Raw genomic sequence first — 26,941 nt, forward strand, 5'->3', positions numbered from 1 at the left:
TCAGGCTCCCGCTAGAGCGAGGTCTGCCCAATAGTCTGTCGCCTCGACGAAACTCAAGGAAGGGAACGAGTTGCGTGAGATGGCGTCCTGCGAAACGTCCATTCCAAGATCGTCGACCAAACGGCAGATGCAACTTGGCTGGTCAAACTCCAGCTCACCGCCGGCCGGGATCGTTGCCCTGATCGAGGGAGATATTGGAAGGGTCCATACGTCGCCATCCACATCGATCACCGGGCCAGTCTCGTAAAGCGCATGCTGATAGGAGAAACGAACGCCAACCAGGTCAATCGCTGCGTTCACGATCCGCAGCCGGATCGTAGTTGCTGAGATCGGAGTCACTCCTTCCGTAACGACAGAAATTGCGCCTTGCACATAAGGCGTCCCGTCGTCGAACAGCGTATCATCGTCATGTGGTGTTTCGATCACGGGTTCGAACTTGCCCGAGACGTAGGGCGCCGAAAGTCCCGCACGCACCCGCACTGCAATCAGCCCTGATTTCCCGCCGAGCTTTTGGCGGATCGCATTCCAGGTCTGCCACTGCTCTCGGCGATTGTTGCGTAGAAGGATGTTGCCATAGTCAATCGACCAGAAGCCAAGATCCGTGCGAGTAGCGGGCTCGATGCCTCCCAAGGTTCTCCCGCCGGACCGAGTGAACGGGACAAGCTTCACATTCATACTTTGAGGGGTAAGCACGCAAAGCGGCCACTCGATAACAGCTGCCATCAACGCCACTCCGATCCGGCCTTGTTGGCCTGATGCTTCGCCATTGTCGGAACCACGTTTTGTCCAGCAGCCGACACGATGCGCGGGGCAGCTTTCTGTACCCGGTCATCACTGACCGACTGCACGAAGGGCAGCAGGTTTCCGTTGTTGTCTGCAGCGACACCGAAGGTGACGTGCGTGCTCCCAGACCCCGCACCTTGGCGAGACGGCATCCTCAAATCGACCGGGATCCGGCGACCGTCTGGCAGTGGCACGGCAGCTTCCGGTCCAGCCTCCCCAAACACCGCAGCAGAACGCGAGATCCCGCCGCCAGCAAACGTCTTCATAGGTCTTCCACCCGATGCGATGCCGCCCGTCGCAAATCCGAAAATCTTGAACAAGCCTCCGAACAAGCCGCCACCGCCGCCGATCCCGGCGAGCGGGCCTTTGCCAAGAAGAGCCGATTGCGCGACCGCCTCGATAAGTGTGTTCAGAAATTTATCGAGTGCCTTGTTGCCCGTCTCGATCTGCGGGATCAGCTCCGAGAAGCTATCATAGGCCGTCTGCGCAAAAAACTCAGCCTGCTCCCGTGCCTTCGCCTGCGTCGCCTGGAGCTTGTCCGCCGCAGCGCTCGCCTCGGCATAGCCCTTCGCCATAGCTTCGATGCTAGCCTGGACTTGCGGAGTTATTGCAACGCCCGCCTGTTGGGCCGCTGTCAGGAGATCCTGCTTCGTCCGGGCAAACTCCACCGAATATCCAAAGTCGTCGACAAGCGGGTTGAGCTGCGCCATGGCCGCAGTTTCAGCCTGGACGGCTGCGGTGCGCTCTTTGATCTGCTCAATCTCGCGCTGATATTCGTTGGCACCTTTGCCACCGCCCCCGCCGCCAGCTTTGCTCTTCTTGCCGGTTTTGGACGACGCCGCCGGCACGGCATATTTCGGGTCGCTCAGCGAGATCGTGCTTGGCGCAGCGGGAACGCGGCCTGCCTTGCTGGTGGTCGTAACGGGACGTGCATCGACGCCACCAAGGACACTCTTGCGAACAGCATCAGATGTCAGCTTGCCAGCGTTCTCGATCTGGCCTTCGAATGCCTGGTTGATCCGGTCTGTGATACCTGCGGTGGACGTGACAGTGAGCGCGCCACCCAGCAGGCTCTTGCTCGCCCCGTCGCCTGGAAGCATATTGACAATATCGCGCCCGATACCGTCATAGCCGGACAGCCGCGCATAAGCCGCCGCGAAGCTGTTGACCGTGGATATGCCCGAGTTCATCGCCGCTATAACGGACTGAATCTGCGAGATCAGACTGTCGAACTGGATGCTGTTGACGAAACCTGCGACCTGATCGATTGCGCTGCCAAAGGTCTCGCCCGCTTTGGCCGACGTATTGAACTCTCTCGCTGCGTTGATGAGCGCCGTGTTCAGGTTCGTCAGGCGCTGGTCAATTGTCAGTACAGCGCCGGCAACCTTCTGCTCCAAGATCGGTGATCCGGCCTGAAAGCCGTCAAAGAAGGCTTTGGACGAAAGCTGTCCGTCCAGCATGAGCTGCCGCAGTTGGGAAACAGAACCGCCGGCCTCCTTGATCCCGGCCGCAGCGGCCAGGAGGATTGTCGGAGCACCTTCGAGGACCTGATTGAAATCCTCTGCCGTGACCTTGCCGTTGCCCAGGGCCTGAGACAGGCCAAGGAGGGCGCCGGATGCCTGCTCGGCGCTGACGCCGCCCACACGTAATGCAAGTGCAATGTTTCCGGCAAAGCCGACAATCTGTTCAGACGAAACGCCAAGCTCTTTCTGAACAAGAGAGAGACGCCCATAGAGCTGCACGAGAGCTTCGATCGGCGTCGCGTTCTTCGTCGCAGCCTGAAACAGCGACTGGTAGACGGTTTCGAGTTCCTGCCCGGAGAGACCTGCGACCTTGAGAGCGTTGTTGATCCGCGTTCCAGCGTCGGTCAGCTCCTTGGCGCCGGCCGCACCACCGATAAGGGCAAAAGCGCGCGCAGCAGCGGTGGCAGCAACAGTGAAACTGTTTTGCACGTTTCTGTTCATCGCCTTGAAGCGACGCTCGATCGCGTTGGCACGCTGGTTTGCGGTGCCATTGGCTTTCGCCAGCGCGTTCTCAAACGCCTTGGTGCGCGCTTCGAGAGCGACGATCAGCCGTTCGATATCTGTAGCAGCCACTAGAAGCCCTCGATGCCCAGTTCGGCAAGACGTTCGTCACTCATAGGTGGCGCACTTTGCTTGCCACCCTGCGCCTGCTTGAACCCTTCGGTCATGCAGGAAAACTCCCATACGGTCATTCGCCCGATGTCTCGAAAGACGACGCCTGACCATTTGTAGAAATCGGAGAAACGCCATTTTCCTCGTGGGAGCGGGTTGAGGTCTGGCTCTCCTCCCCCGCTTTGATCTCCCCCGGCATATCGTCCTCGGATCCGAACAACGAAGCCATGAGGACCGCCTGTGCGATCATGACCGATTCCGTAAGAGGACGATCCTCGACGAACTGCTTGACCAATCGGCGAGCCTGTTCCTTATGCAGTCCACCGCCTTCGAGGCCAAGCCGGATCGTCTCGATGATATCGTTGATATACCAGCGACGGGCGCCAAGGCGCTCCAGAATGAACAAGGGGCCAGCGTCGCACTTGTCCTGCAGGGCACGTAGTAGCTCGATGGTGAGCTTGAACTCATGCTCACCACCGGCCCATGTCAGCTCGACGCCCTTCATCAGGCAGCCTTGGCCGTGCGTACCGGCTCGCCGTCGAAACGGAGCTCGATCTCGCGTGTGACGATCTTGTTTTCGCCTTCGATCTCACCGCTGTCGTTCAAAGCGGTCATGTAGGCGTACCCCATTTCATACTCGGTATCGCCGGCGGCTGCAGCAACATGACCGACGCGGACCATCTTGCGCTGCTTCAGATAGATCCAGTCCATCATCATCTCGTGTGACTGGCGAGCCCAACGCGCCGTACCGCTGACAGTCACGACGAGAGCGCCAGGCTCGACGAGTGTTTCGGTACCAGCCGACTCGTCCTCGCAGTCTTTGGGCACCGGGATCTCGTCGAGTGCGAGTTCGCGGTTTACGGTTCGACCGGTAATGCCGCACATCTTGGCAAAGGTACCGGGCGTCGCCGTTTCGACTTCCACCACAAACTCGTGGAAGCGTTGGAAATTTGGACGAGCCATGTTTTTCTCCATGAGAAAGCGGGTCGGAGATCTTCCAACCAGAAAGGGCTTGAGGCCCCGGTTTCGGGAAAGGGCTATTCGCCCCTGGCGCTCTTTCGAGCCTTCGCCTTGCTCCGGGGCGGAGCTGGGACTTCGGTGGCCATGCCCTTTGAGACCGCATAGTCGACGACATCACGCGGTCGCTGTTGCGGGTCGGGGCTCGTCTTAAAATTGAACGAGTAGATCGAGCGAGGGCGCCGGAAATTGCCCTCACGGTGCACAATCATCCAGGCCATCATACAGACGCCTCCTTGATTGCCTTGCGGATGCCTCGTGTTACCCGCGACTTCGCCCGCCGCTGCACAAGGCGCCATCCAGGATAGAAGAATGGACGCGCCATCGTGCCGGGGTGCTTCGACCCGGCAAAAAGCCCGCCATTGATATGCGGGTTCGTGCCGAACTCCACGAAACGTGCGTAATAGGCATCGCCACCGCCCGCATAGATCGTAATGCGAAGGCCGCTGCCTTTGACGTTCTTGCTCGCGATCGCAAGCGTTCCCTTAGGCGCATCGCCCCAGGTCCATGCAATGCTGTCACGCAAATCTCCGCTTTCGACAGGGACCAGGCTCTTCATAACCGCGACGGCTTCATCCGCACTCTGCGCCATCGCCTCCTTCACGCGAGCAATGACAGCTTGCGGGATGGTGTATTTCAGCTTGTGCTGCAGCCGGTCTAGGCCAGTGACGGTCATGTTGGCTCCTCGATCACCGCTGTCACCTGCACCACGCCGTGGCCGGTGATGTTGTCTTGATCGATGAAGGCACGGACTACGCCGACATTCAGCGTCACAAGCGAGCCCGTGATCATTTGACCTTCCCTCTCGTTTAGCGCTCCGGCGACCGCGTCAACGAGCTTTCGGCAGGGCCAGAGCTTTCCCTGATCGCGCGTCCAGCAATCGATCTGCAGTGTTTCTTCCCTTCCCGGGATGCACTCGGCGTCCGCCCGAACCACGTCGCTAGATCCAAGCGTGATGTTCGGGAAAGCCACATCGTCATACGCACCGTCGACAATCCGGTCGCCAACAATCGCCGTCACTGCGGCGTCCCCATTGAGAAGTGCGAGGACAAGATCCTGAAAGGCAACGGAAACGCTCATATCGCCACACCGCTTTCAACCGTGAATTCGAGGAACTGTCTGTCGTCGGTAGGGACGGGGCCGGACCGGACGGCATAGGGCATGCCGGTCTCAACGTCGCGCACGCGCCAGCTGTTGGTGACCTGTCGGGTGCCGGGATTGTTGCGCACCGTCAAGACAGCCGGCTGTTTGCCTTCAAGACGGGCAGCCTGCACGGTTTCGGAGCCGCGCAGAAAGCGAAAGTGTGCCCTTTCCTCGACCGGATTGGACCAACCATCGACCTTGCCGCCGTGGCCGTCGTTAAGCTTGGCCGGCTGCTCGAAAATCACCTTGTGGTAGAGATCCTGTGCGGTAATCATGCGACTGTAGGAAGCCGCATGTTGTAGAGCAGGCCCACCAGCGGGTTACGCGGATCGTTGCTCGCCAGGCCAGACAGCACGTCAGTCTTGCCGGGAGAATAGAGCGCATCCACCGCGATGATTACGGCGACCCGCACAACGGCCGGCGCAGTCTCCTCCGTCCAAGTTGGGTCCGCAGCTTGTTTCAGATACTGGGCGACCCGTTCAGATGCTGCCTCGATATAGCCGGTCAGAACAGGGTCATCGTATGCGTGGGTGACCCGAAGGCCCTCCTTGACGAAAGCGAGTGAAGCCAAGCCCATGTCAGACCTCCTTAGCTGGAACGCCAACGCGAACCGGCTGCTGGGGCTTAGCATCCTTGACGAAGCCGTCTTTGCCGTCCCTGCCTTTCTTGGCGCAGAGCGTCCAGTCCTTCGAACCGTCTCCCGGCTTGCTGTCGGTGCTGTTCGCATCGCAGTGCCACAGAGAACCGCCCCAGGTCACCGTGTCGCCTTTGCAGTACGATCCTTCGGTGAACACGCCGCGGTACAGCATTACTGGGAAGCCAAGCTCCACGCTGTAGTCGAGATCGTTGCCAGTGAAGGCCAGAAGCACGGTGCGTCCGTCATCCATCACTGAAGCGTCGAAATTCTCCAGAGCAAACCCATCCCGGCCAGGCTTGCCCGGTTCGCCATCTTTCCCAACGACAGGGCCGAGGTTCTTCGTCGCACCGTTCGTCAGCGTCACGACGAGCTCCCCGTCACGGTCGATCAACGCGCCAGCCAGGCCAACGCCATCTTTTCCATCGATTCCGTCTTTCGCGACAGGAATTCCACTAACGCGCTTCTCAACTTCGGAGACAATGAGAGGCGCAACATCCTCGACAGTCACTCCCTTGCCATCCTGCGGGGCAGGAATGGACGCTACGGCAGTCTTCACCGCCTCGTCCACCATCCCGCGGATGTCTGGCAGCTCCGGAGCCTGCGGAAATTCAGGAATGACGATCCCTTCAACGGTCGCCTTCAAAGCGTCGAGATCTTCCGACAGATCAATAGGCGCGGGAATTGCATTGATCGCCCTCTCCAGCGCCTCGATGCGGGAAAGGAGAGGTGCCATCTGCTTCTCGAGATAGCCTTTGACTACGCCGACAATTTCAGTGCCGAAGGCTTTGCCGTCGAAAGTCATCAGCGCAGTCCTTTGTATATTTCGATCAGCGCTGCCCTAGCTTGCACCTCGGCAGCATTATCATTGGCGGGTTCGGATGGCTCGACGGGCTTAGGGACTGGCGCAGTGCCAAACGGGTCTGCTTGGGCATCACGCTTTGCCAATGCCTCGAGGCTGAAATTCTGCTGTTGAAGCATGGGGCTTTCGCCGCCAGCCTTCGGCTTCAGGTCCAGCTTCCGTCGCTGCTCGTTCGGAGACATGATGCCCTTCGACTTATCCAGCATCTCCATCTGTGTGACACTGTCCATTCGCAGGAGGTTGTCGGTGTCGAGCTCCGTTCCGATGTTCTCGCCCATGCCCAGACCTTCATCCAGGCAAAGTTCGATCGACTCCAGCAGAACCTGGAGGCACTGAGAATAATATTCAACGTTCAAGCTCTGGACGTTGCTCGCCGTTGGCATTGGGCCAAGGCCGATCTTGTACGGAGGGACATGGTAGGTCGAGCAGACAACCTCGCCAGACCATTTCAGCTGCTCGATCAGCTGGGAGTCCGTCGCTTTGGCCCTCATGGCTTCGTACTTCAGCCCATCGCCGAGTACCGCGACCTTGCCGGAATTCTTGCCAGAGAAGTTGGCGTCCCAGTAAGCCTTTAGACGTGAGGCGGTATCGTCGGCGATAGCACCCGGAGCCGTAAGCACACCGCCGGGGCGGGCCCCATTCTGGAAAAATAAAGTGCTGTCGTTTTGGACCGCCAACCCCTGCATGGCAGCCAGACCTCCCGCAAAAATTGGCGAGAGCCCAACCAGCGGATGAAAGAAGCAGTTGAACCGGTCATGGATGATCTCCCGTGCCGGAACGATGACGCTGCCCTCGACGCCGCCGAGCGGATCCTTGCTCAACTGATAGAAAACGCTGCCGTCATCCGAGACCAGAGGCGTCACCAGAGTGGGATCGAGCACATAGAGTTTGACCACAACGCCGCGGCCGTCGCGCTGCTTCAAAATGTAAGCATTGCCGCGCTGCAGCTTAGAGAGAACCCACGACTCCATGAACTGGATCCGGTTCTGGAAGCTGTTCGGCTTGCGTAGGACCGGCGAATAGGCCGCATTGCTGGTCTCGCTCCAGATCCCGTCGCTGTCCTTCGCCACGAGCTTGATACGAAGCTTCGAGATGTCCGAAGCGATCAGCGTGCGACAGGCAAAGTCGGCATGATTGGACAGAACCGAGTCATAGCTTACTTCGACATTCTGCTGCCAGTTTCCGGGCGCGGCTTCGAGGATAGACCACCACCCGCCACGCCCCCTAGAGGCAGGCGACAGCGCTTTTTCCGTCACGGGGTCGCGGCTGAATAGGCGGGGGAAGCGCATGATCAGTCCTTCGCTTCAGCGATCTTGTTCTTGATCGTGTCGACATCCCAGCCGTGATAGGCCCTCTTGCCGACAGTTTCATTGTATTCTGCACGAAGGGCGTCCAGTTCCGTGGTTTTGCTGTCGCCCTTCCGTTCGTCCCCGGCATGGTCGAGAGAATCGCCCGATTCGGTACCAGCAACCACGTCGGCACGCTCATACCCAAGCTTCCCGAGAACCCGTGCGAAGCGTGGATCGCTCACCTTCATGGCGCGGGTCATGTACGAGGACTTTTTCATTGCCTTCTCCTTGCTTGGACGAGGGAAGCCAGCCCCACGAATGAGGCTGGCTCGTTGTCGTTACGGAGTAACTGGAGTTGGGGTGCCCCAGGTGGCGCCGGTGAGGATGGCCACAGCCGAAGGACGGCGGCGTGCCCAGTTGATGAACCGCTCGACACGGAAGGCCACGCTGTTGGTCTGGAACATCGAGACGAGCGACGTTGCGCCGGTCGGTGTGTCAGAGTTGTGCGCCGGGTTGTCGGCCATCTCAAGCGAGGCTTCGCGGGACATGTCGACCTGGATGCCGCCTTCGTCAGCGAGATAGATGTCGCTGGCGTTGGCAAGTACGACAGTGCCTGCCGGGATGTAATCCGACACGATGACCGGTAGGCCCGCGAAGGTGCCGCCAGTCATAGAGATGCCTGGGAATTCCGCCTGTCCGAGCGGATTGGTCATCATCGACAGCGCGAGGGCCGTAGTCGAACCCATGATCCAGACACCGCTCGTCGGAGCGTTCTGCGCCGCGATGAATGTCGCCATAAGGGCGCGAATATCCGTCCGGATGGCATCAGCATCGCCACCAGACGACGCAACCGGGGTCAAGCCGTTGGTGATGGAAGCCGGGGATACACCAGCGACAGCTGCCTTGGCGGGGTTGACGAAGTCAGTGTCGAGGCGAGCGGCGATCGCAGCAGCCAGACTGTCGCGGAGGAGGCCTTCAGCGGCCGGCGACGACCGACGAAGGAGTTCTTCGGTCACGACCGCAATGTTCGCCACCTTGAAGATGTCGAGGATATTGCGCTCGAAGCCGAAGCTGGTGAGCGGCTTTGCCTTACCTTCCCCAACCCAGTAGCCCTCGCCGCCTTCCGTCTGCCCGACCAGCGGGACGTTGAAGGGAACGTTGCGAAGGGCTGGCACACCATTCTGGCCAAAACGACCGAGGATGGTGCGCGGACGGAGGTATTCAACAAAGTCCGCGATCACATCGGTTCCTTCACCAACGAGAGGCGATGCCCAGTTGCCGTCCTGAGTGGTGCCTGCCGGCACTGCGGCCTTCATGACGATCCCGTAAATGGACGAGTCCTCGCCATAAAGTTCCTTGGCGACGGTGCGCACGCTTTCGCCGTCAAGCTTCGCCAGGGCCTTGACCTTGGCGAGACGAGCAAAGCCGATGCCCTTTTCGAGCGCCGGAGACTTGATCACAATGCCAAAGCGGGCGGCAGAGCCGTCGGCCGAAGTCTTGATCTGGTTAGAGACGACCGGCTTAGCCGAGGTGGCCTGCATCTTCTCCATGGTGCGGAGACGCTTCAGGTCGCCGTCAAGAGCGTCGACTTCCTGTGAGAGCGTGTCGAACTCTTCCTGTTCGGACTGGTCCGTCGAGCGGCCTTCGTCCATGGACTTCTGCATGACTTGCGACATGCGTGCGGACTTCGCCTGGCGAGAGGCTTCCAGCGCCGCGATCTGTTCAGCAATGGTCTTCATAGCTGGGTCTTCCTTGAGTGTGAGATTGACTGAGTGCTTGGATTTTCCCGTGGCGCCGGGAGCGGTATCGGCAGGGCGCTCGATTTTGCCTGTCGCGGCAGGAGCGTTTGTGTCGAAGGACTTGATGACCGCGACACCTGCCGCGTCCATGTTCTTGATGCTGGTCATGATGGCTTCGGGCTGGGCCGGAATGGTTACGGCAGAAAGCTCATAGACCTCAGATTTGATGAACCTGATGCCTCCCTCGTCCAGGAAGGCATATTCGACGGCGCGAAAGCCGATCGAGACGGCGCGAACAAGACCAATCTTGATGGACTGCCAGGCTTCATCGATCCGGTCCTTCAGCTTGCCGTCTTCGGCAATTATGGGGATCTCCGCCTCGAATGTGATGCCGTCCTTGGTGGGCTTGTCGAACTTGACGGTGCCGATCGGCTGATGAGCGTCATGCTGCCAGAGAAACGCCATCGGGTTGGTGAACTTGACGCCGAGGGGCTCGACGATATCCCCGACACGATCAACGGCCGGAGTGGTAGCAATGCCGCGGATGATGCGTTTTTCTTCGTCAACTGCCTTGATGGTCAGAAACGAGTATGCGCGGCGCGTCACTGTCATGACGACCTCCAGTTCTGATAGAGATGTGGATGGTTAGCCGAATACCAGCATCTGGTAGCTTGGCGATTTTTTGGGTTCCGGATTGAGAAACATCAGCATGGCGGCGTTGAAAAGCGCCATCAGGGGATCGATTTTCGCCGCACCTGATACTTCCTTGGTCACCACGTAGTTGCTGCCGCGTAGGGTCTGCTTGGCATTTCCAACGGCCCAGGCCATCAACGCCTGATCACCATGAACGAAACGTCTGTCTTCCAGCTTGAGCGGGACAGACGAAATGGCGGTCTGGAGCTTCCACCCTTGCGCAACAGCTTCAAGCTGTGGCGCTTCGAGGTTTCGTTCCTCCAGCGCGTCGAGGAGCAAAGCAATCCCAGCCGAGTCCAGTCCAATACCGCGCGCTTCAGGTAAAAGACCCGTGTCAGCAATCCTCCTACAGATATCAGCTGCAGAAGCAGCCTGATCTTCGCTGCTCTTGGAGATAATCAGTTCGCCAAGACCCTCAAATTCTCTAAGTCGCGACGAGATGCCCTTACGTCTTTCAAATACACTCTGCCGAGCCCAAGCCTGACCCCAACCGAGCCAACGCTTGGTCACCTTTTCCCGTCCGATGACATACAGAGCCGCGAGATCGTCAGCGCCGCCCCAGTCAATACCGATGGTGCAAACCTCGGATCGGCGGAGAAGATCATCAAGTCCTGCCAACTTCGGATCAACGCAGTCGGACCAGTGGACAGCTCCCGACCATCCGTCACCGCCGATCCCGACCCCGATCTGAATATTCAGATGCTGGCTGGTCCAGATTTGTTCGGCTTCAGGGTTGGCCTTGCCGTTGTTCTCGTAGTCGGCGACCAGGAGTTCGGGATCAATCGACCGGCCGAGATTTGGAAGCACCGCGCCCCAATTGGTCTGATTGCGCCAGTATTCCTGATCAACCTGCTTCTCGACGGGAAACTCGTAAAGGACCGGAAGCATGATCGGCGCTCCACCGCCCTTGCCGTCGCGAATGGCCCGCGCTTTGTCCAATTCGATCTTCCAGATCCCGGTTGGCGCCTCATCGGATTGCGTGGTGATCATGAGAACCTGACCGCCTTGCATCGTGATGCCGCCGCCTCTGATCTGCTGCATCACGGCTGCTGCCTTGTTCTTCTTCCCCAGCTCGTGCAGCTCATCGATGATTGTGAGGATCGGTATCTCACCGGTAATGATGCCAGTGTCGAACGTCTTAACGTCCAGCTTCGTGCCGGTCTTAATACGCGTGATCCGTTTTTCGCTGTCCTGCACGTCGAAGATGCTTCTCAGCCTCGGGTCGATGCGAATCATGCCCTGTGCCTGCTCGAAGCAGCGGGTTGAAATATTTTGGCTCGGCGCAACGATCAGCATCTGTCGATTTGGCGCTTCCTCCATGAAGAGAGCCGTCAGCCCGAGGGCCGCAACGTAGGTCGTCTTGGAGTTCTTCTTCGGGACCATGCAAAGCAGCTCCCGAACCAGAATTTTCTTTGTCTCTGTATCCTCGCTTGCCAAAAACGCGCAAAGAATTTCACGGAACCAGTCGCCGCAGGCTTCTGACAACGGCGGATTGCCAGCGATGTCAGGCAGACGTAAACGGTTGAAGAATGCAACTGCCTTCGCCGCCTTTGCTTCGTTCAGCGGAACGTCCGCCATTGGCGTTTGGCCGGCCTGCAGTCTTTCCCACCAATCCAGACAGGCAAACCGCGGCAGATCTTCAGTGGCGTGCATGCTGTTGAGCTTCCTGCTCCAGCTCCGCCATCAGATCAGCGTCCGCATCGATCGCCTGGCGCTCTGTGAGAATTTTCTTGCCGACGCGTTCGGTTGGCGCAGGCTTGGTGTCCTTCGGTGTCGTCGCCATTTCACGCTCGATCTCCATGCGATCACTGCGCTCCATCAACTTGCCGAATTCCTTGAGCGCGCCAACATTGCCCTTCTCGGACAACTCCCAGGCTAACTCGATACGCCGGAGCTCCATTCGGTCCCGAGCAACTTCACGGCTGCGAAGCTCGTAAAAATAATACTTGTGCAGCGTCGGCAAAGTGACGCCGAGAGCCGATGCAATCCGAGGGTTTGTCCACCCTAGCGCCAGCAACATGCTGACCCTGTTGCGGTTTTTCTTGCTGACCTCATGAGAGGGACGCCCGCGCTTCGAGGGCTTGTCCACGAAAGGCATTCCGAAGAGGTCGAAATTCTCATCCGACATAAAAAAAATCCCTGAATGCGGGGGACGCGGGTGCGGGAGGCGGAGCGGTTCCAGACTTTCGACCCCCCCTCCCGGTCGATGAGGTGTGGCATTTCGGTCACGTGTCGGTCGAGGGTCAGGGTCGAGGGGTAGGAGATCCCGATTTTCGGTCTCAACAGACGGGGTTAAGCCTCATAACTTTTCTATATTTTTAGGCTACCAACCGGGCTGAGCCCGCTCCTGCTTCTGTTTCTCGCTATCGTGGTAGGCTTTGGTCACGGTCTGCAGGTTGTCGATGTCCCAGAACAACTGCTCGTCCCAGTGATGTGGCTTGACATGGTCGCACACTGGACTGTTAGGAGCGGGATGCGTGCCGAGACAGAGCGCTGCGGTCTGCCTGCATGTGTAGCTGTCACGTTCGAAAACCTTGAGCCGCAGCTTCTTCCACCGTGCGCTGTGATACCAGCTGCGGTTCGGCGTGTTGATCTCGCGCTCTCGCAACCTGGCCTTTTCGTCACCAGGCGCACGGCCAAGACGAGGTGGCATCGAGGTCAGTCGAGGTGGCAAGGACTTGAGACGAGACATACTCTAAGACGACAAAAGGCGACCTTCCGGCCGCCTCATCATTTGTCATCGCATAGCAGTAGCACTTGCCTTGAGTCGATCCCTACAAGCGAGGGCGTCAAGGTTGGGGCTGACCGGTGTACCGACCTCGGGATTGCTCCCCGCTGTTTAGGCGTTCTCAGAGGCTCACTGCAGGATCATCAGCTCATCCAGTGCTGCAATAGCTCTCATACTTTTTCGACCTGCGCAACATCCAAATCCACCGGCGTTGGCCGACCGAAGATCTCAACCTCAACCGTCAATCGGTTGCCTTGCATGTCCTGCGAGACGACTTCGGCAGGGAAAGAGGCGAAGGGTCCATCTACTACCTTGACCCTCTCCCCAAGCCTGTACTCAGTCGGCGATGGTGGCCGATGATCGTAAGTCCCGTCCTCAACTTTCTTGATGAACTTGCTCACAAATCTTTCGGGGACTCGGAACGGTTTCTCCGCTGTTCCGACAATATCAAGCACCCGCTCAAAGCGCCTCAGACCGGCCATCGCAGCTGCGGAAGGAACGCATCTGACGAGCACATATCCGCGCAGGACAGGCACGAGCGGTGCCTGAACAACCCTCCCACGGCGCCGTATTTCCCCGCCTTTCGCAGCTGGTACAAGAGCCTCCACACCAGCTTTTTTCAAAGCTTCTTCCACAGAGAATTCACGGCTGCCCATTATTTTGAGGCAGAACCAGCCCGCAAGCTCAGGATAGTCGTCAGCGATTCGCTTGCTGGCCATGCCGATCTGATCGATTCGAATCTCTTGAGCACGCCGTGCGTTGCCCATCTTGAGAAGGGCGTAATCCCGGATCTCCACTTCCTTGCCGTCGAACTGGAAGAACGTCCCGCGCTTATGCTGCATCGTCATTGCCCGCCTCGCCAATCATCGAAAGGAAATTCTCAAGCGCCCGCTCGACTGCCTCTATGGCGCTCAAGGCGCCCTCTGGCGCAGCCGGAAACCATGGATGCTCAGTCAAATATTCCGGGAATGGCCAGCCTCTACGCTCATGCAGATCCTCCCAGGCAAGGCATAGAGGCCCACCCCGCTCGATGGCCGTGAACCCTGCCACGTGAGGCAGGAGAGACAAAGACGTAATGAACGGCTCAGAGCGCCTGGCTGCGTCCCGCATCGCCGTCACGACCGGCCAGCCATGCTCAAGCCGCTTCTCGTGCAGCAGCGTCTCGCGCGAGATCTCGCCGTCGCGAATACGCTTTTCGTCGAAGCTGGTCAGAACGATCCGGCCCGTCGGCTCCTTGGCCAGCGTTGCTAGCCTTGTTCCCATCCAGAGCTTTCCGCAGACCTTGGCGATGCCACGCGTTGCAGAGGTCTGAGCCTGGTCCGGTACGTTCTGCCAATGGCGGTTCTTGAGGTAGACAGCCGCTGCCATGATGTCGTCAGACTTGGCCCACCGCAGATAGGCCGGTGTGCGCTCGATGCAGTCAGCGCGATCTTCCGGCGAAAGTGCGAACCATGCGTTCCGAGCGTACTCGACATCGCCCTTCTTCCAGCTGGCGTACCAGAGCGTAAATTCCCGCTCTATCTTTTTTCGATCAACCCGCTTCAATCCTCCCTCTTCCGCGACAGCGGCTGGAGAGTTAGTTGGAATGTTAGCTGGAAGAATCTTATCTTGGTGGAGCTCCTCCACCACCTTATGGGCGTCATTTCCACCACCTTCGGGCGCCATTTCCACCACCTTATCCGCGCAAGGTGGTGGAGCAGTTCCACCACCTTCGCTCTCGGATTTGGCAGTTTCACCCGTCAGATCGCGCCCTGGCCAGCGAGCGACGTACTCGTTTCGCTTCCATTTCTGACCACGGAAACCATGCTGCGACACCTCGATCCAGCCGTTCTGTTCCGCAACGTCGAGGTGCTTCAGGACCGTCTTCTTATCGAGCCCGGTCAGCTCGACGAGTTCGGAAATGGGCGGATAGCAGGACCCTCCAGTTTCATCCATCTTCAGGCCGAGCGTGTGCAGCACCAGCCGCGTGATGGGCGGCAGGCCGGACTTTCCTACAGCATGACGCCAGGACCACGCCCTTGACGCTGAATGGCGGTCAGGCTCGTTCATGGAGCGTCTCCCGCAACAGGAGAGATGCCCGCTGCCACGCGCGCCAGACGCCCTCTGCCGACCGTCATCGCCATGTAGCTGACCGTATGGCCGTCATCGCGGCGCGGCTCGCGCAGGATCGAGAGTTCGTTGTCCAGATACTGCAGGCCAGCACGGAAGCCCGCCTGTTGCAGCCAGCGACGGATATAGCCCTGGTCTAGGACTAGACGCATCAGAGGGCATTGCAGGAGCCACAGCGCGCGTTCCTGGTCGTTGCTGCATTCCGATATGTCGGATGTCTCTGCATCGAAGCGCATCATTCCGCAGCCTCCTGCACCTCTGCCTCGAAGCCCCACGGCGTCCAGTGAGGACGCGACGAGCGCGAGAACATTTCGAGCTTCGGGACGCCCGGATAGAGCCGATCGATAGTGTCCGCGTAGAACTCCGGCTTGGCGCTGTGGCGGCCCTTGGCTTCACGGTGGACGGTATTCGGCTGTGTTCCCGGTAGGGGCGCCACCGGCTCGCCTCGACGGCCAATCAGAAGCAGTTCGTGGCGGTCGCGGCCCCAATAGCCAGTGCCGGCGATCTCCTTGTCCCATATCCAGTGGTGCACGTAGGTGAAGCCCCACGCGTCCATCACCTTGAGCGCGTCCGTCAACATCGGATTAGTCGCCCAAAGGAAGAGAACTGCGTCCTTCTTCGCAGGCGCGCCGATCTTCTCGAACAGCGCCATGATCTCCACAGTCGGCATGGTCGGGTAGTGATTTTCCGGGCTCTTGTCGCGGCCCGTCACCTCTGATCGCACGCCGAACTGCCACGGCGGGTCGGCGTAGATAATCGGGAATTTCTGCGCCACCTGGCCGGCCTTCACTTCACCCTGCGTTGCCACATACGCCATATGGGCAAGACGCACGGAATGGCGGATCTTGGACTGAACCTGGCGGTTCTCCTTGACCTCGTCCGCCTTACGCTTTTCGTCGGCGAGCGCCGCCTTGACGTAGAGCACCTGGTTTTCGGCGGGTACTGTCTTGAGGCGATCAAGGAACGTTCCGCTATTAAGGCGAGATCCGCGGATCATGTGAAGAGCCATGTCGTCGATCTTAGCGCCCCGCGCGGCGTCCCTCCGGACTGTCCGGGCGTCCTGACCGGTCGCTTCCGCTGTAGCTCGATCAAAAGACGGCACGTCATGGACAGCTTGTCCGTGACGTGCCGCATTAGCACCGCGCGCCTGCGCTTTCCCAACCGCTGTTTCCGGATGCTTCAGCAGGTAGATTTCTTTGCGGCGGTATGTGAACAGCGCGCGGTCCGCAGGCGTCAGCTCAGATCGCGCAAGGTTCTCGTCGATCTCCCAAAGCTCGGAATCGAGTTCGTCTCCCGTTTCGTGGAAGCACTCGATGAATCCTGCACCCAACTGCCGCATGGCTTCCAGGCGGTGGCCTCCGGCGGAAAGCTTGACGCGCTCGTGAAGTGGACTACCAAAGACGCTGATCGGCGTCTTCAGCCCGAGTTCTCGGATTGATGCCTTTATGGCCTCGACACGCGTCGGATCGACGGGGCGCAGACGGTCGCCAACGTCAATGCTCTCGATCTTTCGACGGAAAGCCGTCCTTTCCTGATCTTCGCTGACCGTAGGTAAGTCGCCAACACCTCGCTGCGGCGCAATCTCGTTGAACTTTTTTCGACCTCTAGCGGAAAAGATAAAAAGATTGCCGTTCTTTGGATCGCGGTCGAGCAGCCCCTTAACGTTCATACGGATGCAAACCCGAAGGTGGCCGCTGTCTTCGCACATATACGAACCATCGCGCTGGATCGCCGCGATGACGGTTTGGGCTCGGTCGCCTGCGACCTGGTGCGCGTTGATCATAGCGTTGCCCTCTTCTCGATGGATCTGGCGACGATCTCCGCCCGCCGTCCCTTGGCCAGGCGGTCGGCAATCTCCGATGGGTCATAGGGAAAATCCGCCTGCGCGATGGCGCGGCGGATGCGGTCTGGCAAAGCGTCGAAGACGCGCATGGTCTCAAGGCGGTGCGGAGGAGATAGGATGCGAGCGGTCACGGGGTCATTCCCCGCCGACGATTTTCAGAGCCCGCGAAGCATCGCCGCCCTTGGCGACAATTCCGGCGTACCGCCGCATCTGTTCGGTCGCTTCCTCGACGACTTTCTCCAGATCGCGCATGCCCTGCCTTGCTTCGGCTGGACTGACTTGAAGGTCGGAATAGGCGATCGAGGCATTGCGCTGGTACTCGTTCGCCGCGGCGCCGATCGCGAGGGAGCCGCGCACCAGGCACGTGCCATCGCGGTTCTTCTCTTCCGGATCAGTGAGCTTGCAGCCGTGCAGACCGGCCATAACCCGCGTGACGCAGGGGTCGCCGCATTCAGCTTCAAGCCGGAGCACGGCCGGGATCGGTAGCAACTCCGTGTCCGAATCTGCATTGCAGCGGCCGACCTGGCTTTTCGAAAGCGAGCAGGTTTCCGCCGCAGCTTCAATGCCGCCGTTCTTCTTGATCAGCAGACGGTTGGCGGCTTTCAACTGATGGAACCAGGCGTTCGTCAAAGTATCCTGCATGGGGTTTCTCCAGACACAGTTTTCCCGCGCCGGGAAAAGTCCCGCGCGTTTCCCATCGTGGGAAGCATTCGAAAGTGAGAAGGTCAGCGCATCAGATCACGGGGGACCGCATGCACGAAGCTCTAGAAAGGAAACCGGCCGAGACGGTCCGCAAGACAAAGTCTGCCTCGGCCGGAGATCGCGCCAGGTCAGGGCACACACCCTGGCGCGTGGTTCGGTGGACAAGCGGGAGGAGGAGCTGCCACCGTATGAATTTTGGTCTGAAATCACTCTGCCGCCTCCCTCGAAAGAAGGGACAAAAGGCGCTCGACTGGGCCGCTAGGTCGTATCTTCCCAGTCTCCATTTTGGAGACCGTTCCCTGATCAACGCCCAACAACTCCGCCATCTCTCGCTGGCTTAGGCCTCGTTCTGTCCGAAACTGGATGATGCTGCTGGGCGTGAACATATCCATGTTATGCGTTACGCATAGATCGTGTGTCAATGCCTAACGCATATCCAATTATGCGAAACGCACACACATGAGCGACACAGTAGAAATCGGCAAGCGTTTGAAGCTTGCTCGCGAGCACGCAGGCTATGCGAACGCCACGCTGGCGGCCCAATCCCTTGGCATGAAGTACCCGACCTATGCGGGCCACGAAAACGGCAGCAGAGGCGTTGTCCGAAACGCGAAGCAGTATGCGAGACGCTACAGAGTCTCACTCGACTGGCTTTTACGCGGAGTTGGTCCTGGACCAGGGGAGGCAGACGAGATCATCTCTGACAAGGCAATCGATATCCCCATTCTCACAACGGTCAGCGCCGGAGCGCTTCAGCGCGATGACGTTAGCGACGAAGCAAAAGGAACGGTAACTGTCGGCCAGCTCCCGATAGGGGACTGGATAGCACTTGAGGTTTCCGGCGACTCAATGGATCGCATCTCGCCGCCTACCTCGATCATCGTCGTCAATCGCGCCGACAAAACCCTCGTCCCAAATGGTTGTTACGTAATCGCCGACGAAAACGGAGACGCCACTTATAAGCGATACCGGCCAGCTCCAGACCGCTTCGAACCGGTGTCGACGAACGCTGAACTCGAAGCAATTTTTCCCGACAACACGCCCACGATCATTGGACGGGTCCGCATGTCTATCCTCAAGATGTAAGAATAGCTGATATCGAGCCACCGAATCAGTCTCATAACCTCATATCAAAGCTGCAATTTTCTACGCGCAGCGCATAATATGCATTACGCATATTTAGAGCTTGACGCAAAACTATGCGAAATGCATATTCGCTTGGGTCGGCAGACCTCTTCTGAGGCTTGCCATCATCACCAGGAGAGAACTATGCGCTTTGAAAACCACAACGCTTATCCGCTTTGCCGCAATCGCGAGGAGCAGGTTGCCTGCGTCGGCGAAGCCATGCGCCGCCTTGGCGAAGGCTGCACCGAGAGCGACCTCAAGAACAGCCTCGGCATCACCGCCAGCCAGCTGAATGAAGTTGCTGACGACGCTCGCGCCTATGCGGTCGCCGCAAGCACTCATCAGCGGCGCGTTTCCGTTCCGGCCCAGCGAGCCGCCTGATCCGCTTCGGTGTTCGCCGCGCCAATGCCTGCGGCGGCATCCCAAACGGATCACCCGAGGAGTTGAAGGCGATGATCAAAATCACCCCCATGACGCCGAACGTGCAGCGCAAGGATCTAGGCACTTTCAAGAAGGCGATGATAGAGGCAAACGGCGCCGTCTTTGACGCCGTTACCGGCCTCGCTCTGTTTCTCGTGATCCTTGCGATCGGTCTCCAGGTTATGGCGAGGCTCTGATGGATCGCAATCTCACTCAATTTCGCTCAGCTCTTGCTGGCCCGAGCATCGCCACCACTAATCATCCCGCACCGCGCCCGCGGGTCGCCATGTTTCAGTTCCGGGTTCATTGCCCCGGTGAACTGAAGTTCGACGTACAGGCCGCATCACAGGATGATGCCGTTGCGCACGTGAAGAAGCGGCATAGCAAGCGGATCAAGGCAGTCGAGCTGATAGGGGAGATCAAATCCAATGTCGCTTAAGCTTGGCAGCGATCGCTATCCCGATCAGTCGGACGTCGAAGCCCTCTATCGCGCAGTCGCTGACGGCGAGCCGACAATCGAGATCCTTCAGATGATCTACGACATGCATGGTGAGCGGTTCAACCTGCGCCCTCCAGTCGCAGAACTGCGTCTGGCAAACAGCTGCGGTGTTAGGAGTGTGAGCCGTGGCTGATCAACCATTCTTCCGCGTCCACCGCTCGGCAATCCTTCCGGCACTTGATGCAGTCTTCGAAGCGGTCGACACCCGCGCTACGATACCGATCCTTGGCAACGTCCTGCTTTCGCCAAGGAATGGAGAGCTAACGCTTCGCGGTACGGATCTTGCCATTGAAGTGGAGACATCCTGCGAACTGCTCGACGAGGGTATGCAGCGTGCAATCACTGTTGCCGGTGCCAATCTCCGTGACATCGTCAGGAACGTGCCGGAGAACGCCGAGATCACGTTCGCGGCCGGCGCCTTCCCCGATCAAGTCAGCATTCAGGCTGGTCGCTCCCGCTTTTCGCTGCTGACGTTGCCTGAAGCCGACTTTCCTTCGATCGCGGGCAGTGTTGTAGGCGAGGTAATCCAGCTGGAGATCGCTCCGCTGATCGACGCCCTGATGAAGGTCATCTACGCGATCAAGGAAGACAAGACGCGGAACTATCTATCGGGCGCTTTCTTGCATCCAGGTGCAGGCAACAGGCTCTCCGTCGTTGGTACCGATGGCCACAACCTTGCCGTCGTGCATCTCGATGCCGGCCGCAGCGTCGATTTCCCGGCGATCATCGTGCCTCTCAAGTCGGTCAAGTCCTTCAAGAAGCTGTTCGGTGAGGGCAAGGGCAAGGCTGACGTAACGATCAGCGATGCGACCATTCGCATATCGCTTGGTGGCGTCACCGCGATTTCCAAGCTCGTCGAGGGGACGTTCCCTGGCTACGAGCGCATCATTCCGGCTCGCAGCAGTCACAAGGCGGTCGCGCCAGTCGCAACTCTCAGGGCGGCAGTCTCGCGCGTTTGCCTCGTCGCCAACGATCTGGATCGAGATACGGTTCGCTTTCAGATGGAAGCCGGCTCCCTGCGCGTCGCGATGAAGACGACTGCAGGAGAGAACGCCGATGAAGACGTGCCTGTCGACTATGACGGAACCGCGATCGATATCGGCTTCAACGGCACATACCTGACGAAAATGCTGTCGAGCATCGGCACGCAGGATGTCGAGATGCATTTTGCGGATGCGACCTTGCCTGGCCTGTTTCGTCCGACGATCGATTGCGATGAGCACTACGTCATTATGCCGAGGAAGGGCTGATGGCTGACGCAGCGGTCCAAGAGCGGTTCGATACCGCTCGCAATCGACATGGCGAGGCCAGCACAGATTGGCAATTTATCGACAGCGCGCACCATGGTGAACAGATCGCGGCACGGCTGATACCGAACCTGCCGGCGGTCGCGGTCGTCACCCTGACGGAGGAGTGCGGCTATCAGGACCGCAATTTTCTCCTGCATGCCCATGCCGACATGCAGTTTCTGTTCGGCATGCTGGCAGAAGCGTTCAGGAAGATCCGCGAGCTGCAGAAGCTCCAGGAACAGCCGCGCCCGGACCTGGCGAAAGAATGCGGCAGGATCTGCGAGGACGCTCAGTTCAAGCAGTTCATGCAGCAGAAGCACGGCATCCCGTCCGACGACCGCGAGCGGTTTGCCACCGGCGTTCGCAAGGTCTTGGCAATCGAATCCCGTTCTGAACTCAACACGCACCCCGCCGCCGCCAAGCGCTGGGACGCTCTACTCGGACGATACCGAGAATGGAAGGATGCAGCATGACCCGAGATTACCTGGGTAAATCCGAGCTCAATACAGAGGCGCGCGCGGCGCTTGAAGACGACATCGATCGCTGCCCGATTTGCGACGTGCCGTTCAAGCCGGAGGATGTTTGCGCCGACGACATCACCGAAGGCACCTGCCATGCAGGTTGCTTGGAGGGATCGGCCGTCGTTGACCTCCAAACGGGAGACGAGATCCCAGGTGGGAAGATCGACACCTACCTCTACAGCGAGGTCATGGCGCCGCGGATCTTCGACGAGAGCGGAAAGGGTGCCGGGTTCGAGCTTACGCCTGAAGCAGTTGTCGCTGCCCTGACAATCCCACCACCCCAGACGCATGTGCGGGTAGAGCCTGACTATTGCTTCGACCCCGACGACTGGGAATTCACCTGCGACTGGACGGGCCGCAACCAGGTTCACGGACACGGCGATGCCTTGACCCGCAGCGACCCGATGAGGGTCTGCACCCTTATGAAAGGGCCAGATAAGTGGGTGGCAGACGTCCCGGTCACATGGGACGAGCACGGCGACCCAGACGAGACGGAGATCAAATGGTTCGACAGCGAAGCCGAGGCACGCGCTGCTCTCACCTCTACCACAGGGGGATCGGACAATGGCTGAGAACAGCAAGATCGAGTGGACCGACCACACCTTCAACCCATGGATCGGCTGCACCAAAGTCTCCCCGGCCTGTGACGGATGCTATGCCGAGAACCTGATGGCTAACCGCTATGGCCGCGTCCAGTGGGGAGCTGGCGAGGATCGTCAGCGCACAGGCAAGGCCAACTGGCGCAAACCGATTGCCTGGAACAAGGAAGCTGCCGCGACCAACAGCAGGCCATTCGTGTTCTGTGCCTCTCTCGCTGACGTGTTCGACAACGAAGTTGACGAGCCATGGCGCTATGACCTGATGAACTTGATTGAGGCAACGCCGAACCATGTATGGCTCCTGCTTACGAAGCGCATCGGCAATGTCTTAAAGATGACCGATCCAGCGCGCGGGCATCGGATGCTGCCGCGAAATGCCGCGGTCGGCGCGACCCTACCCAATCAACCGGAGTACGATCGCGACCGAATTAAGCTGTGGGAGGTCAAGCAGGCCCTCGAACCGCTATTCACGTTCGGCAGTCACGAGCCTCTTCTAGGACGGATCATTCTCGACAAGTACGCGCCCGATTGGATCATCACCGGTGGCGAGACTGATCAGGGCCCGCACAAGGCGCGATCAACCGACCCTGACGACTTCCGATATCTGCGGGATCAGAGCCGCGAGCTGGGCCGCGCATTCTTCATGAAGCAGATGACGCGCAAGGCGCCGATCCCGGCTGATCTTCTCGTTCGCCAGTATCCGGAGGTAGCATGACCACGACATACAGCCAGCAGGAATTCGATGAGGCCTACGAGATCGGCAAGCGCGAAGGATACGAGCAGGCCGTTCAAGAGATCGACATGCAGACCGGAGGGGATGGCGTCTACCGCACCTGCCTTGGAGGAGCCGACCCGGAGCGCCACACGCCGGACGCGCCGGCAATGATCCAGCGTATCGTTGATCGCTTCGAAATCCTCAACCTTCTGGACGAGGCGACGAAGACTGGCAGCGATCAGCCCGACGATAGCCCATCTTGCGGCGGAAGCGGTCGTTACGACGACGCGGCGATACGGGCTTTTGATAGTGTCACGCCACGCGAGAACCATTTGCTGGCGTATCGCTTCCTCGTCGAAGGCGACCTGATTGAGGCCACCGATGAGTTCATCGGCAATGACGGTCAGACGTGGGCGCGGCCGGACGGCTGGGAGGTCGGCATGGAGTACCCCTCTCGTGTGTTCAAGAGTGCACGTCGCCTAGTCAGCTCGCCGTCCCGAGATCAAGCGACAGGCTCGCGCCCAATGGACGAGGCGAGCCTGCCTACTACTTCTCGTCTCTCACAACTTGAAGCACGTACCTCATGCGCCGCTTCGGTTAACGTTCGGTTAACGTCGCCGAGTCCACAGCCCCAGAATATTATGGTGGAGACGAAATGGCTAAGGTTTCTCGAAACTCTTCAAGCTCACCTTGGCGATGCGAACGCCGCGATCATCTTCGAGCTCAAGCCAAGCGTTAGGGGCAAAGCCCTGCCCGACGAACAGAGCAGCAGCCACGAAGATCACTCGATAGGCTGCAAGAACGTCGGACTCCTCGAAATCATAATCTCCCACGACGCCTCTCTCGTCGTCGTGAACCCTGTAGTGGAACTTAGTCATGCCGGTCTCCAAGCACAAAGTAGACTCCGTATTGTAGAGACTACTTATAAAGGCGAAGGTTGCACCAAGCTTGACTTAATTCCTCAAGTTGGTGTCGCCGGCCCACCGACTCAGAAGCTTTCGCGAGGCGATGTCCCGTGCCCTTGCACGATCATCGAGCAAGACGAGGATTGCCCTATCGGCTATCCGTCTATGGTGTGCGGCATCTGCAAAGGCAAAGGCCACACAACGCAAGAACAGGTGACCGCGCTCGCTTGTGAGATAATCAAGATCGCGAGCGACGTTGGCGAGCCGGAAGACCCGTTCGCGGCTTGGGAGAGCATACATCTTATGATGAACCAAGTGGCGGGGGGGACGGGATTCGAACCCGTGGCACCTTTGCGAGGTGCGCCGGCTTATCAAGCCGGAGCTTTCGACCGCTCAGCCACCCCCGTTGGTGGGGGAGATATAGGCGACGTCGCGGAACACGGCAAGATGGCCGCGCCGCTGAACGATTTGCACGTGGCAACACCAGAACTGGGTGGCGTCGAACTGGCTGGCGTAGCAGAGCAGCTTGAACAGGGCGCTGGCGCTTGGAGGGCTTGCTCCGGTTGTCACGAGTTGATCGAGGGCCACCCGACCGGCCCATGGAGCGAAACGCTGAAGAGCTACATGGGCGGCGGCTGCCGTGAGTGCGGCGGCATCGGGGCGATCTGGGACAGCACTGATTATAGCCAGGTCAATGACCCTGCGCCAATGACAACTGTAGCCGGCATTAGCCTCGAGCTTATGGGCCTGATCGTTGACGAGGTCTTCGACGGCGCGATCGAGGACGCCAGCGTGATCGAGGAAATCTATGCGGTCATCAAGCGGCACGAGGCAGCGCCTCAACATCATTCGACGGGGACCGTTGATTGCCCTTGCACGACGTTTGAACAGGACGAGGACTGCCCTGTTGGCTATCCCTCCCTGCTTCGCGCCGCCTGCGACGGCAAGGGCATTGCGCCGATCGACAAGGTTGTCGCGTTCGCCGCCGAGATGATGAAGGTCGCCGAGCAGGTTGACGAGCTGGAAGACCCGTTCGCGGCTTGGGAAACAATCGACCTTATCAAGAGCCAGCACGGGCAGCTTCGGGCAGCACTGAAGCCTTTTGCGGCGGCTCCTTATACCGGCCCCAACAGCTTCAACCGTGCAGCTTTGTCGGATGACGATTTCCGGCAAGCTCGGCACGTCCTCGCAAGCACGGAGTGGCAGCTATGAGCCGTTCAAATATCTTCATCGGTGTCGCCGTTGTCGGCCCTCAAGTAGTCGTAAACCGAAACATCGCGACCGTCAGCAATTACCTGAAGGCGCTCTATTATCTGGGCTTCGCCAGGCGTCGGCTGTCTTCTAGCCAACTTCAGGAGCCACGCGTCCAAAATCAACTTAGCGTTTTCCGGGCTCATCAAGTCGTCTCACCAAAGCTGCAGGGAGGATAACGCATGAAAATGCCAATCGACAAGGACTGGTTCGAGAAGCGAGCAGTGGCCGAGGGCGATCACGAAATTGGCGCAGGTGGCAATCGCAGAACGATGACGCTCAATCTCACCGAGGAAGAGATTGCCGAGCTTGAACGGCTGGTTAATCCGAACCGTGATGCGATCCGCGCCGGTGCTTTTGAAGAAGCTGCGTTGCTGGTCGAGGGTCAATGGAACCACTGCTGGCCGAGCGACATCGCCGCCGCCATCCGCGCCCTATCCAACCCATCGCCCCAAACGAGTGAGGTGGGGCTCCCAGTGACTAGACGGGACACGATCTTGGCTCGTGTCCGTGTCGACGACAGGAGGTGAGATGATGAGCAGGGTCTCCTTCAAACAGCGCGACATAGAGACCGTCTTCAAGGCAGCCGCGAAAGCTGGAGGGTTCGTCAACCTCGACATGAAGACACTTATCGCCACAGTGGTCTTTAGCGATCCCGAAAAACTGGTTGACGGCGAAGGCAATTCGCTGGGCATGCTCCCATCGGGCAATTATGCCCCCGATGGAAAGGAACACTGGGATGAGGACTGACAGGCCAGGCTATCAATGCCGGCCGAAGAAGGACGGCACGCCCGTCCACTACTGGAATCCGGCGCGAGCGGTGAAGGGCTCCTCCAAAAGCCTTTCGATCATTCGACTACCGGATGATTGGACCGATGACCAAATCTCTGCCGAATGCCAACGACGGACGACCGAACTGCGAGCTGAAGTCCGGAAGTTGGGTGCGGAGCCTATGTTCGACGGGACAATCAAATCACTCATCGAGCGTTATCGCCATGACAAGACAAGCTCTTGGCATAGCGTCAAGCACTCGACACGCATCCGCGACTACGAACCGAGCTTGCGGGTGCTGATCAAACATGTTGGCGATCGCGATATCAACGCCCTTCGCGGGTCCGACTTCAGCCGCTGGTTTACCCAGTGGAAGAAGAAGGGCCATCGTCGGGCAAGCGGAGCGATGAAGCTTCTGCGCATTATCCTGTCCTACGGTGCCGGAGAACGGCTTCGCGGCTGCAAGCAAGCACGGGAAATCTTATCGGATATGCGTTTCGAACTTCCCGCGTCGCGTGATGTTGCAATGACCTACGAGCAGTGCCTCGCCCTTGTGAAGGCGAGCGCGGAACTGAAATGCCCGTCTATCGGCTTCGTTGAAGCTCTCAAGTTCGAGACGGCACTTCGCCGGATCGACGTCATCGGCGAGTGGGCACCGCCGGAAGAAGGTGGCGCATTCCGCTGGCGAGGCCTTACGGCGCAGAGCCTTTCGAAGGATCTGATCCTGAAGCTCAAGACCAGCAAGAATGGTGCAGAGGTTGCTCGCGATCTCAAAACCATGCCGCTCGTCGTGGAAGCACTCAAGGCCTACACGATACCTGAGATTGGTCCGATCGTGATCGATGAGGATCACAAGAAGCCATATTGGGAAAACCGCTACGCGGAGAAATACCGCAAGGTGAGAGACAAGGCTGGAGTTCCTTCGAACATCTGGTCGATGGACTCGCGCGCAGGCGCAGTTTCAGAAACTGTCGAGGCCACCGGGTCGCTGGAGCTTGCCAGCAGTCTCGCGACGCACTCGACAACGAAGATGACCAAGAAGTACAGCCGTGGCGACGGACTTGAGACGAGCCGCAAAATAGCCGAAGCACGAAACGCGAACCGCGCAAGTGTAACGGCAGTGAAACAGTGAAACGCTACTTCCTGTAAGCAATTGAAAAGTCTGGAGC

The 26,941-nt window shown here is 59.0% G+C and carries 36 protein-coding genes; 13 read left to right on the forward strand and 23 right to left on the reverse strand.

Translation table 11 applies throughout. The annotated features are described in order from the left end of the window. The 22 genes from AC0JZ8_RS03405 to AC0JZ8_RS03510 form a co-directional block, all read right to left on the reverse strand. On the reverse strand, positions 1 to 723 hold the full coding sequence (locus tag AC0JZ8_RS03405; protein ID WP_471891799.1) for a hypothetical protein: 723 nt from the start codon (positions 721 to 723) through the stop codon (positions 1 to 3). Continuing rightward, the gene (locus AC0JZ8_RS03410) at positions 723 to 2,879 is read right to left on the reverse strand and encodes a tape measure protein (RefSeq protein ID WP_471891800.1); all 2,157 of its coding nucleotides are present in this window, start codon (positions 2,877 to 2,879) and stop codon (positions 723 to 725) included. The genes AC0JZ8_RS03405 and AC0JZ8_RS03410 overlap by 1 nt, the downstream gene beginning before the upstream one ends. A 115-nt stretch (positions 2,880 to 2,994) precedes the next feature. Beyond that, positions 2,995 to 3,423, reverse strand: a complete 429-nt coding sequence (locus AC0JZ8_RS03415; RefSeq protein WP_471891801.1) for a gene transfer agent family protein — start codon at positions 3,421 to 3,423, stop codon at positions 2,995 to 2,997. Then, positions 3,423 to 3,881 (reverse strand): phage tail tube protein, encoded by a 459-nt coding sequence (locus AC0JZ8_RS03420; RefSeq protein ID WP_471891802.1) that lies wholly within the window; start codon positions 3,879 to 3,881, stop codon positions 3,423 to 3,425. The genes AC0JZ8_RS03415 and AC0JZ8_RS03420 overlap by 1 nt, the downstream gene beginning before the upstream one ends. A gap of 274 nt (positions 3,882 to 4,155) precedes the next feature. Then, on the reverse strand, positions 4,156 to 4,611 hold the full coding sequence (locus AC0JZ8_RS03425) for an HK97-gp10 family putative phage morphogenesis protein (RefSeq protein ID WP_471891803.1): 456 nt from the start codon (positions 4,609 to 4,611) through the stop codon (positions 4,156 to 4,158). Next, a complete protein-coding gene (locus AC0JZ8_RS03430) occupies positions 4,608 to 5,015 on the reverse strand; it encodes a DUF3168 domain-containing protein (protein WP_471891804.1) in 408 nt (135 codons plus the stop codon). Before AC0JZ8_RS03430 ends, AC0JZ8_RS03425 begins: the two co-directional genes overlap by 4 nt. Continuing rightward, entirely contained in the window at positions 5,012 to 5,353 is a 342-nt protein-coding gene (locus AC0JZ8_RS03435) for a head-tail adaptor protein (protein WP_471891805.1), read from the reverse strand. The genes AC0JZ8_RS03430 and AC0JZ8_RS03435 overlap by 4 nt, the downstream gene beginning before the upstream one ends. Beyond that, positions 5,350 to 5,655 carry a head-tail connector protein gene (locus tag AC0JZ8_RS03440; RefSeq protein WP_471891806.1) on the reverse strand — a complete coding sequence of 102 codons (306 nt, stop codon included), beginning with the start codon at positions 5,653 to 5,655 and terminating at the stop codon, positions 5,350 to 5,352. The genes AC0JZ8_RS03435 and AC0JZ8_RS03440 overlap by 4 nt, the downstream gene beginning before the upstream one ends. A gap of 1 nt (position 5,656) precedes the next feature. Continuing rightward, positions 5,657 to 6,517, reverse strand: coding sequence for a hypothetical protein (locus AC0JZ8_RS03445; RefSeq protein ID WP_471891807.1), 861 nt, complete (start codon positions 6,515 to 6,517; stop codon positions 5,657 to 5,659). Further along, positions 6,517 to 7,863 (reverse strand): phage portal protein, encoded by a 1,347-nt coding sequence (locus tag AC0JZ8_RS03450; RefSeq protein ID WP_471891808.1) that lies wholly within the window; start codon positions 7,861 to 7,863, stop codon positions 6,517 to 6,519. The genes AC0JZ8_RS03445 and AC0JZ8_RS03450 overlap by 1 nt, the downstream gene beginning before the upstream one ends. 2 nt (positions 7,864 to 7,865) lie before the next feature. After that, positions 7,866 to 8,141 (reverse strand): hypothetical protein, encoded by a 276-nt coding sequence (locus AC0JZ8_RS03455; RefSeq protein WP_471891809.1) that lies wholly within the window; start codon positions 8,139 to 8,141, stop codon positions 7,866 to 7,868. Between the two features lie 60 nt (positions 8,142 to 8,201). After that, positions 8,202 to 10,214, reverse strand: a complete 2,013-nt coding sequence (locus AC0JZ8_RS03460) for a phage major capsid protein (RefSeq protein ID WP_471891810.1) — start codon at positions 10,212 to 10,214, stop codon at positions 8,202 to 8,204. Between the two features lie 33 nt (positions 10,215 to 10,247). Next, on the reverse strand, positions 10,248 to 11,948 hold the full coding sequence (locus tag AC0JZ8_RS03465; RefSeq protein ID WP_471891811.1) for a terminase large subunit domain-containing protein: 1,701 nt from the start codon (positions 11,946 to 11,948) through the stop codon (positions 10,248 to 10,250). Then, positions 11,935 to 12,423: a hypothetical protein gene (locus AC0JZ8_RS03470; protein WP_471891812.1), complete on the reverse strand. Its 489-nt coding sequence runs from the start codon at positions 12,421 to 12,423 to the stop codon at positions 11,935 to 11,937. Before AC0JZ8_RS03470 ends, AC0JZ8_RS03465 begins: the two co-directional genes overlap by 14 nt. Before the next feature lie 195 nt (positions 12,424 to 12,618). Next, positions 12,619 to 12,948 (reverse strand): HNH endonuclease, encoded by a 330-nt coding sequence (locus tag AC0JZ8_RS03475; protein ID WP_471891813.1) that lies wholly within the window; start codon positions 12,946 to 12,948, stop codon positions 12,619 to 12,621. Between the two features lie 245 nt (positions 12,949 to 13,193). Next, complete coding sequence (gene nusG, locus AC0JZ8_RS03480; protein WP_471891814.1) at positions 13,194 to 13,871, reverse strand: transcription termination/antitermination protein NusG; 678 nt, start codon at positions 13,869 to 13,871, stop codon at positions 13,194 to 13,196. Beyond that, a complete protein-coding gene (locus tag AC0JZ8_RS03485) occupies positions 13,855 to 15,072 on the reverse strand; it encodes a helix-turn-helix domain-containing protein (RefSeq protein ID WP_471891815.1) in 1,218 nt (405 codons plus the stop codon). The genes nusG and AC0JZ8_RS03485 overlap by 17 nt, the downstream gene beginning before the upstream one ends. Further along, complete coding sequence (locus AC0JZ8_RS03490; protein WP_113110252.1) at positions 15,069 to 15,371, reverse strand: hypothetical protein; 303 nt, start codon at positions 15,369 to 15,371, stop codon at positions 15,069 to 15,071. The genes AC0JZ8_RS03485 and AC0JZ8_RS03490 overlap by 4 nt, the downstream gene beginning before the upstream one ends. After that, positions 15,368 to 16,915 (reverse strand): MT-A70 family methyltransferase, encoded by a 1,548-nt coding sequence (locus tag AC0JZ8_RS03495; RefSeq protein ID WP_471891816.1) that lies wholly within the window; start codon positions 16,913 to 16,915, stop codon positions 15,368 to 15,370. The genes AC0JZ8_RS03490 and AC0JZ8_RS03495 overlap by 4 nt, the downstream gene beginning before the upstream one ends. Beyond that, positions 16,912 to 17,106, reverse strand: a complete 195-nt coding sequence (locus tag AC0JZ8_RS03500; protein WP_471891817.1) for a DUF6525 family protein — start codon at positions 17,104 to 17,106, stop codon at positions 16,912 to 16,914. The genes AC0JZ8_RS03495 and AC0JZ8_RS03500 overlap by 4 nt, the downstream gene beginning before the upstream one ends. A 4-nt stretch (positions 17,107 to 17,110) precedes the next feature. Continuing rightward, entirely contained in the window at positions 17,111 to 17,617 is a 507-nt protein-coding gene (locus AC0JZ8_RS03505; RefSeq protein WP_471891818.1) for a phage regulatory CII family protein, read from the reverse strand. 266 nt (positions 17,618 to 17,883) lie between these two features. Continuing rightward, positions 17,884 to 18,069 carry a helix-turn-helix domain-containing protein gene (locus AC0JZ8_RS03510; RefSeq protein ID WP_430259828.1) on the reverse strand — a complete coding sequence of 62 codons (186 nt, stop codon included), beginning with the start codon at positions 18,067 to 18,069 and terminating at the stop codon, positions 17,884 to 17,886. A gap of 67 nt (positions 18,070 to 18,136) precedes the next feature. Between AC0JZ8_RS03510 and AC0JZ8_RS03515 the strand changes: the two genes are divergently transcribed. The 10 genes from AC0JZ8_RS03515 (at position 18,137) to AC0JZ8_RS03560 (ending at position 24,962) form a co-directional block, all read left to right on the forward strand. Beyond that, positions 18,137 to 18,763: a S24 family peptidase gene (locus AC0JZ8_RS03515; protein ID WP_113110255.1), complete on the forward strand. Its 627-nt coding sequence runs from the start codon at positions 18,137 to 18,139 to the stop codon at positions 18,761 to 18,763. Between the two features lie 183 nt (positions 18,764 to 18,946). Then, positions 18,947 to 19,183, forward strand: a complete 237-nt coding sequence (locus AC0JZ8_RS03520; RefSeq protein WP_471891819.1) for a hypothetical protein — start codon at positions 18,947 to 18,949, stop codon at positions 19,181 to 19,183. Between the two features lie 71 nt (positions 19,184 to 19,254). Continuing rightward, positions 19,255 to 19,419, forward strand: coding sequence for a hypothetical protein (locus tag AC0JZ8_RS03525; protein ID WP_471891820.1), 165 nt, complete (start codon positions 19,255 to 19,257; stop codon positions 19,417 to 19,419). Next, positions 19,419 to 19,661: a hypothetical protein gene (locus AC0JZ8_RS03530; protein ID WP_471891821.1), complete on the forward strand. Its 243-nt coding sequence runs from the start codon at positions 19,419 to 19,421 to the stop codon at positions 19,659 to 19,661. Before AC0JZ8_RS03525 ends, AC0JZ8_RS03530 begins: the two co-directional genes overlap by 1 nt. Beyond that, a complete protein-coding gene (locus AC0JZ8_RS03535; protein WP_471891822.1) occupies positions 19,651 to 19,854 on the forward strand; it encodes a hypothetical protein in 204 nt (67 codons plus the stop codon). Before AC0JZ8_RS03530 ends, AC0JZ8_RS03535 begins: the two co-directional genes overlap by 11 nt. Beyond that, positions 19,847 to 20,971 carry a DNA polymerase III subunit beta gene (gene dnaN / locus AC0JZ8_RS03540; protein ID WP_471891823.1) on the forward strand — a complete coding sequence of 375 codons (1,125 nt, stop codon included), beginning with the start codon at positions 19,847 to 19,849 and terminating at the stop codon, positions 20,969 to 20,971. Before AC0JZ8_RS03535 ends, dnaN begins: the two co-directional genes overlap by 8 nt. Then, positions 20,971 to 21,483 (forward strand): hypothetical protein, encoded by a 513-nt coding sequence (locus tag AC0JZ8_RS03545; protein WP_471891824.1) that lies wholly within the window; start codon positions 20,971 to 20,973, stop codon positions 21,481 to 21,483. Before dnaN ends, AC0JZ8_RS03545 begins: the two co-directional genes overlap by 1 nt. Further along, a complete protein-coding gene (locus tag AC0JZ8_RS03550) occupies positions 21,480 to 22,103 on the forward strand; it encodes a hypothetical protein (RefSeq protein WP_471891825.1) in 624 nt (207 codons plus the stop codon). Before AC0JZ8_RS03545 ends, AC0JZ8_RS03550 begins: the two co-directional genes overlap by 4 nt. After that, a complete protein-coding gene (locus AC0JZ8_RS03555; protein WP_471891826.1) occupies positions 22,096 to 22,845 on the forward strand; it encodes a DUF5131 family protein in 750 nt (249 codons plus the stop codon). Before AC0JZ8_RS03550 ends, AC0JZ8_RS03555 begins: the two co-directional genes overlap by 8 nt. Further along, entirely contained in the window at positions 22,842 to 24,962 is a 2,121-nt protein-coding gene (locus AC0JZ8_RS03560; protein WP_471891827.1) for a hypothetical protein, read from the forward strand. Before AC0JZ8_RS03555 ends, AC0JZ8_RS03560 begins: the two co-directional genes overlap by 4 nt. A gap of 5 nt (positions 24,963 to 24,967) precedes the next feature. On the opposite strand, the gene AC0JZ8_RS03565 is transcribed toward AC0JZ8_RS03560, so the two are convergent. Continuing rightward, the gene (locus AC0JZ8_RS03565) at positions 24,968 to 25,147 is read right to left on the reverse strand and encodes a hypothetical protein (RefSeq protein ID WP_471891828.1); all 180 of its coding nucleotides are present in this window, start codon (positions 25,145 to 25,147) and stop codon (positions 24,968 to 24,970) included. Positions 25,148 to 25,183: 36 nt separating this feature from the next. On the opposite strand from AC0JZ8_RS03565, the gene AC0JZ8_RS03570 reads away from it, so the two are divergent. The 3 genes from AC0JZ8_RS03570 to AC0JZ8_RS03580 all read left to right on the forward strand — a co-directional run bounded on the left by AC0JZ8_RS03570 (position 25,184) and on the right by AC0JZ8_RS03580 (position 26,904). Continuing rightward, entirely contained in the window at positions 25,184 to 25,531 is a 348-nt protein-coding gene (locus tag AC0JZ8_RS03570; protein WP_471891829.1) for a hypothetical protein, read from the forward strand. Position 25,532: 1 nt separating this feature from the next. Continuing rightward, entirely contained in the window at positions 25,533 to 25,751 is a 219-nt protein-coding gene (locus AC0JZ8_RS03575) for a hypothetical protein (protein ID WP_471891830.1), read from the forward strand. Positions 25,752 to 25,953: 202 nt separating this feature from the next. Continuing rightward, a complete protein-coding gene (locus AC0JZ8_RS03580) occupies positions 25,954 to 26,904 on the forward strand; it encodes a hypothetical protein (protein ID WP_471891831.1) in 951 nt (316 codons plus the stop codon). Positions 26,905 to 26,941 lie beyond the last annotated feature (37 nt).

Source organism: Velazquezella soli, assembly GCF_977018685.1.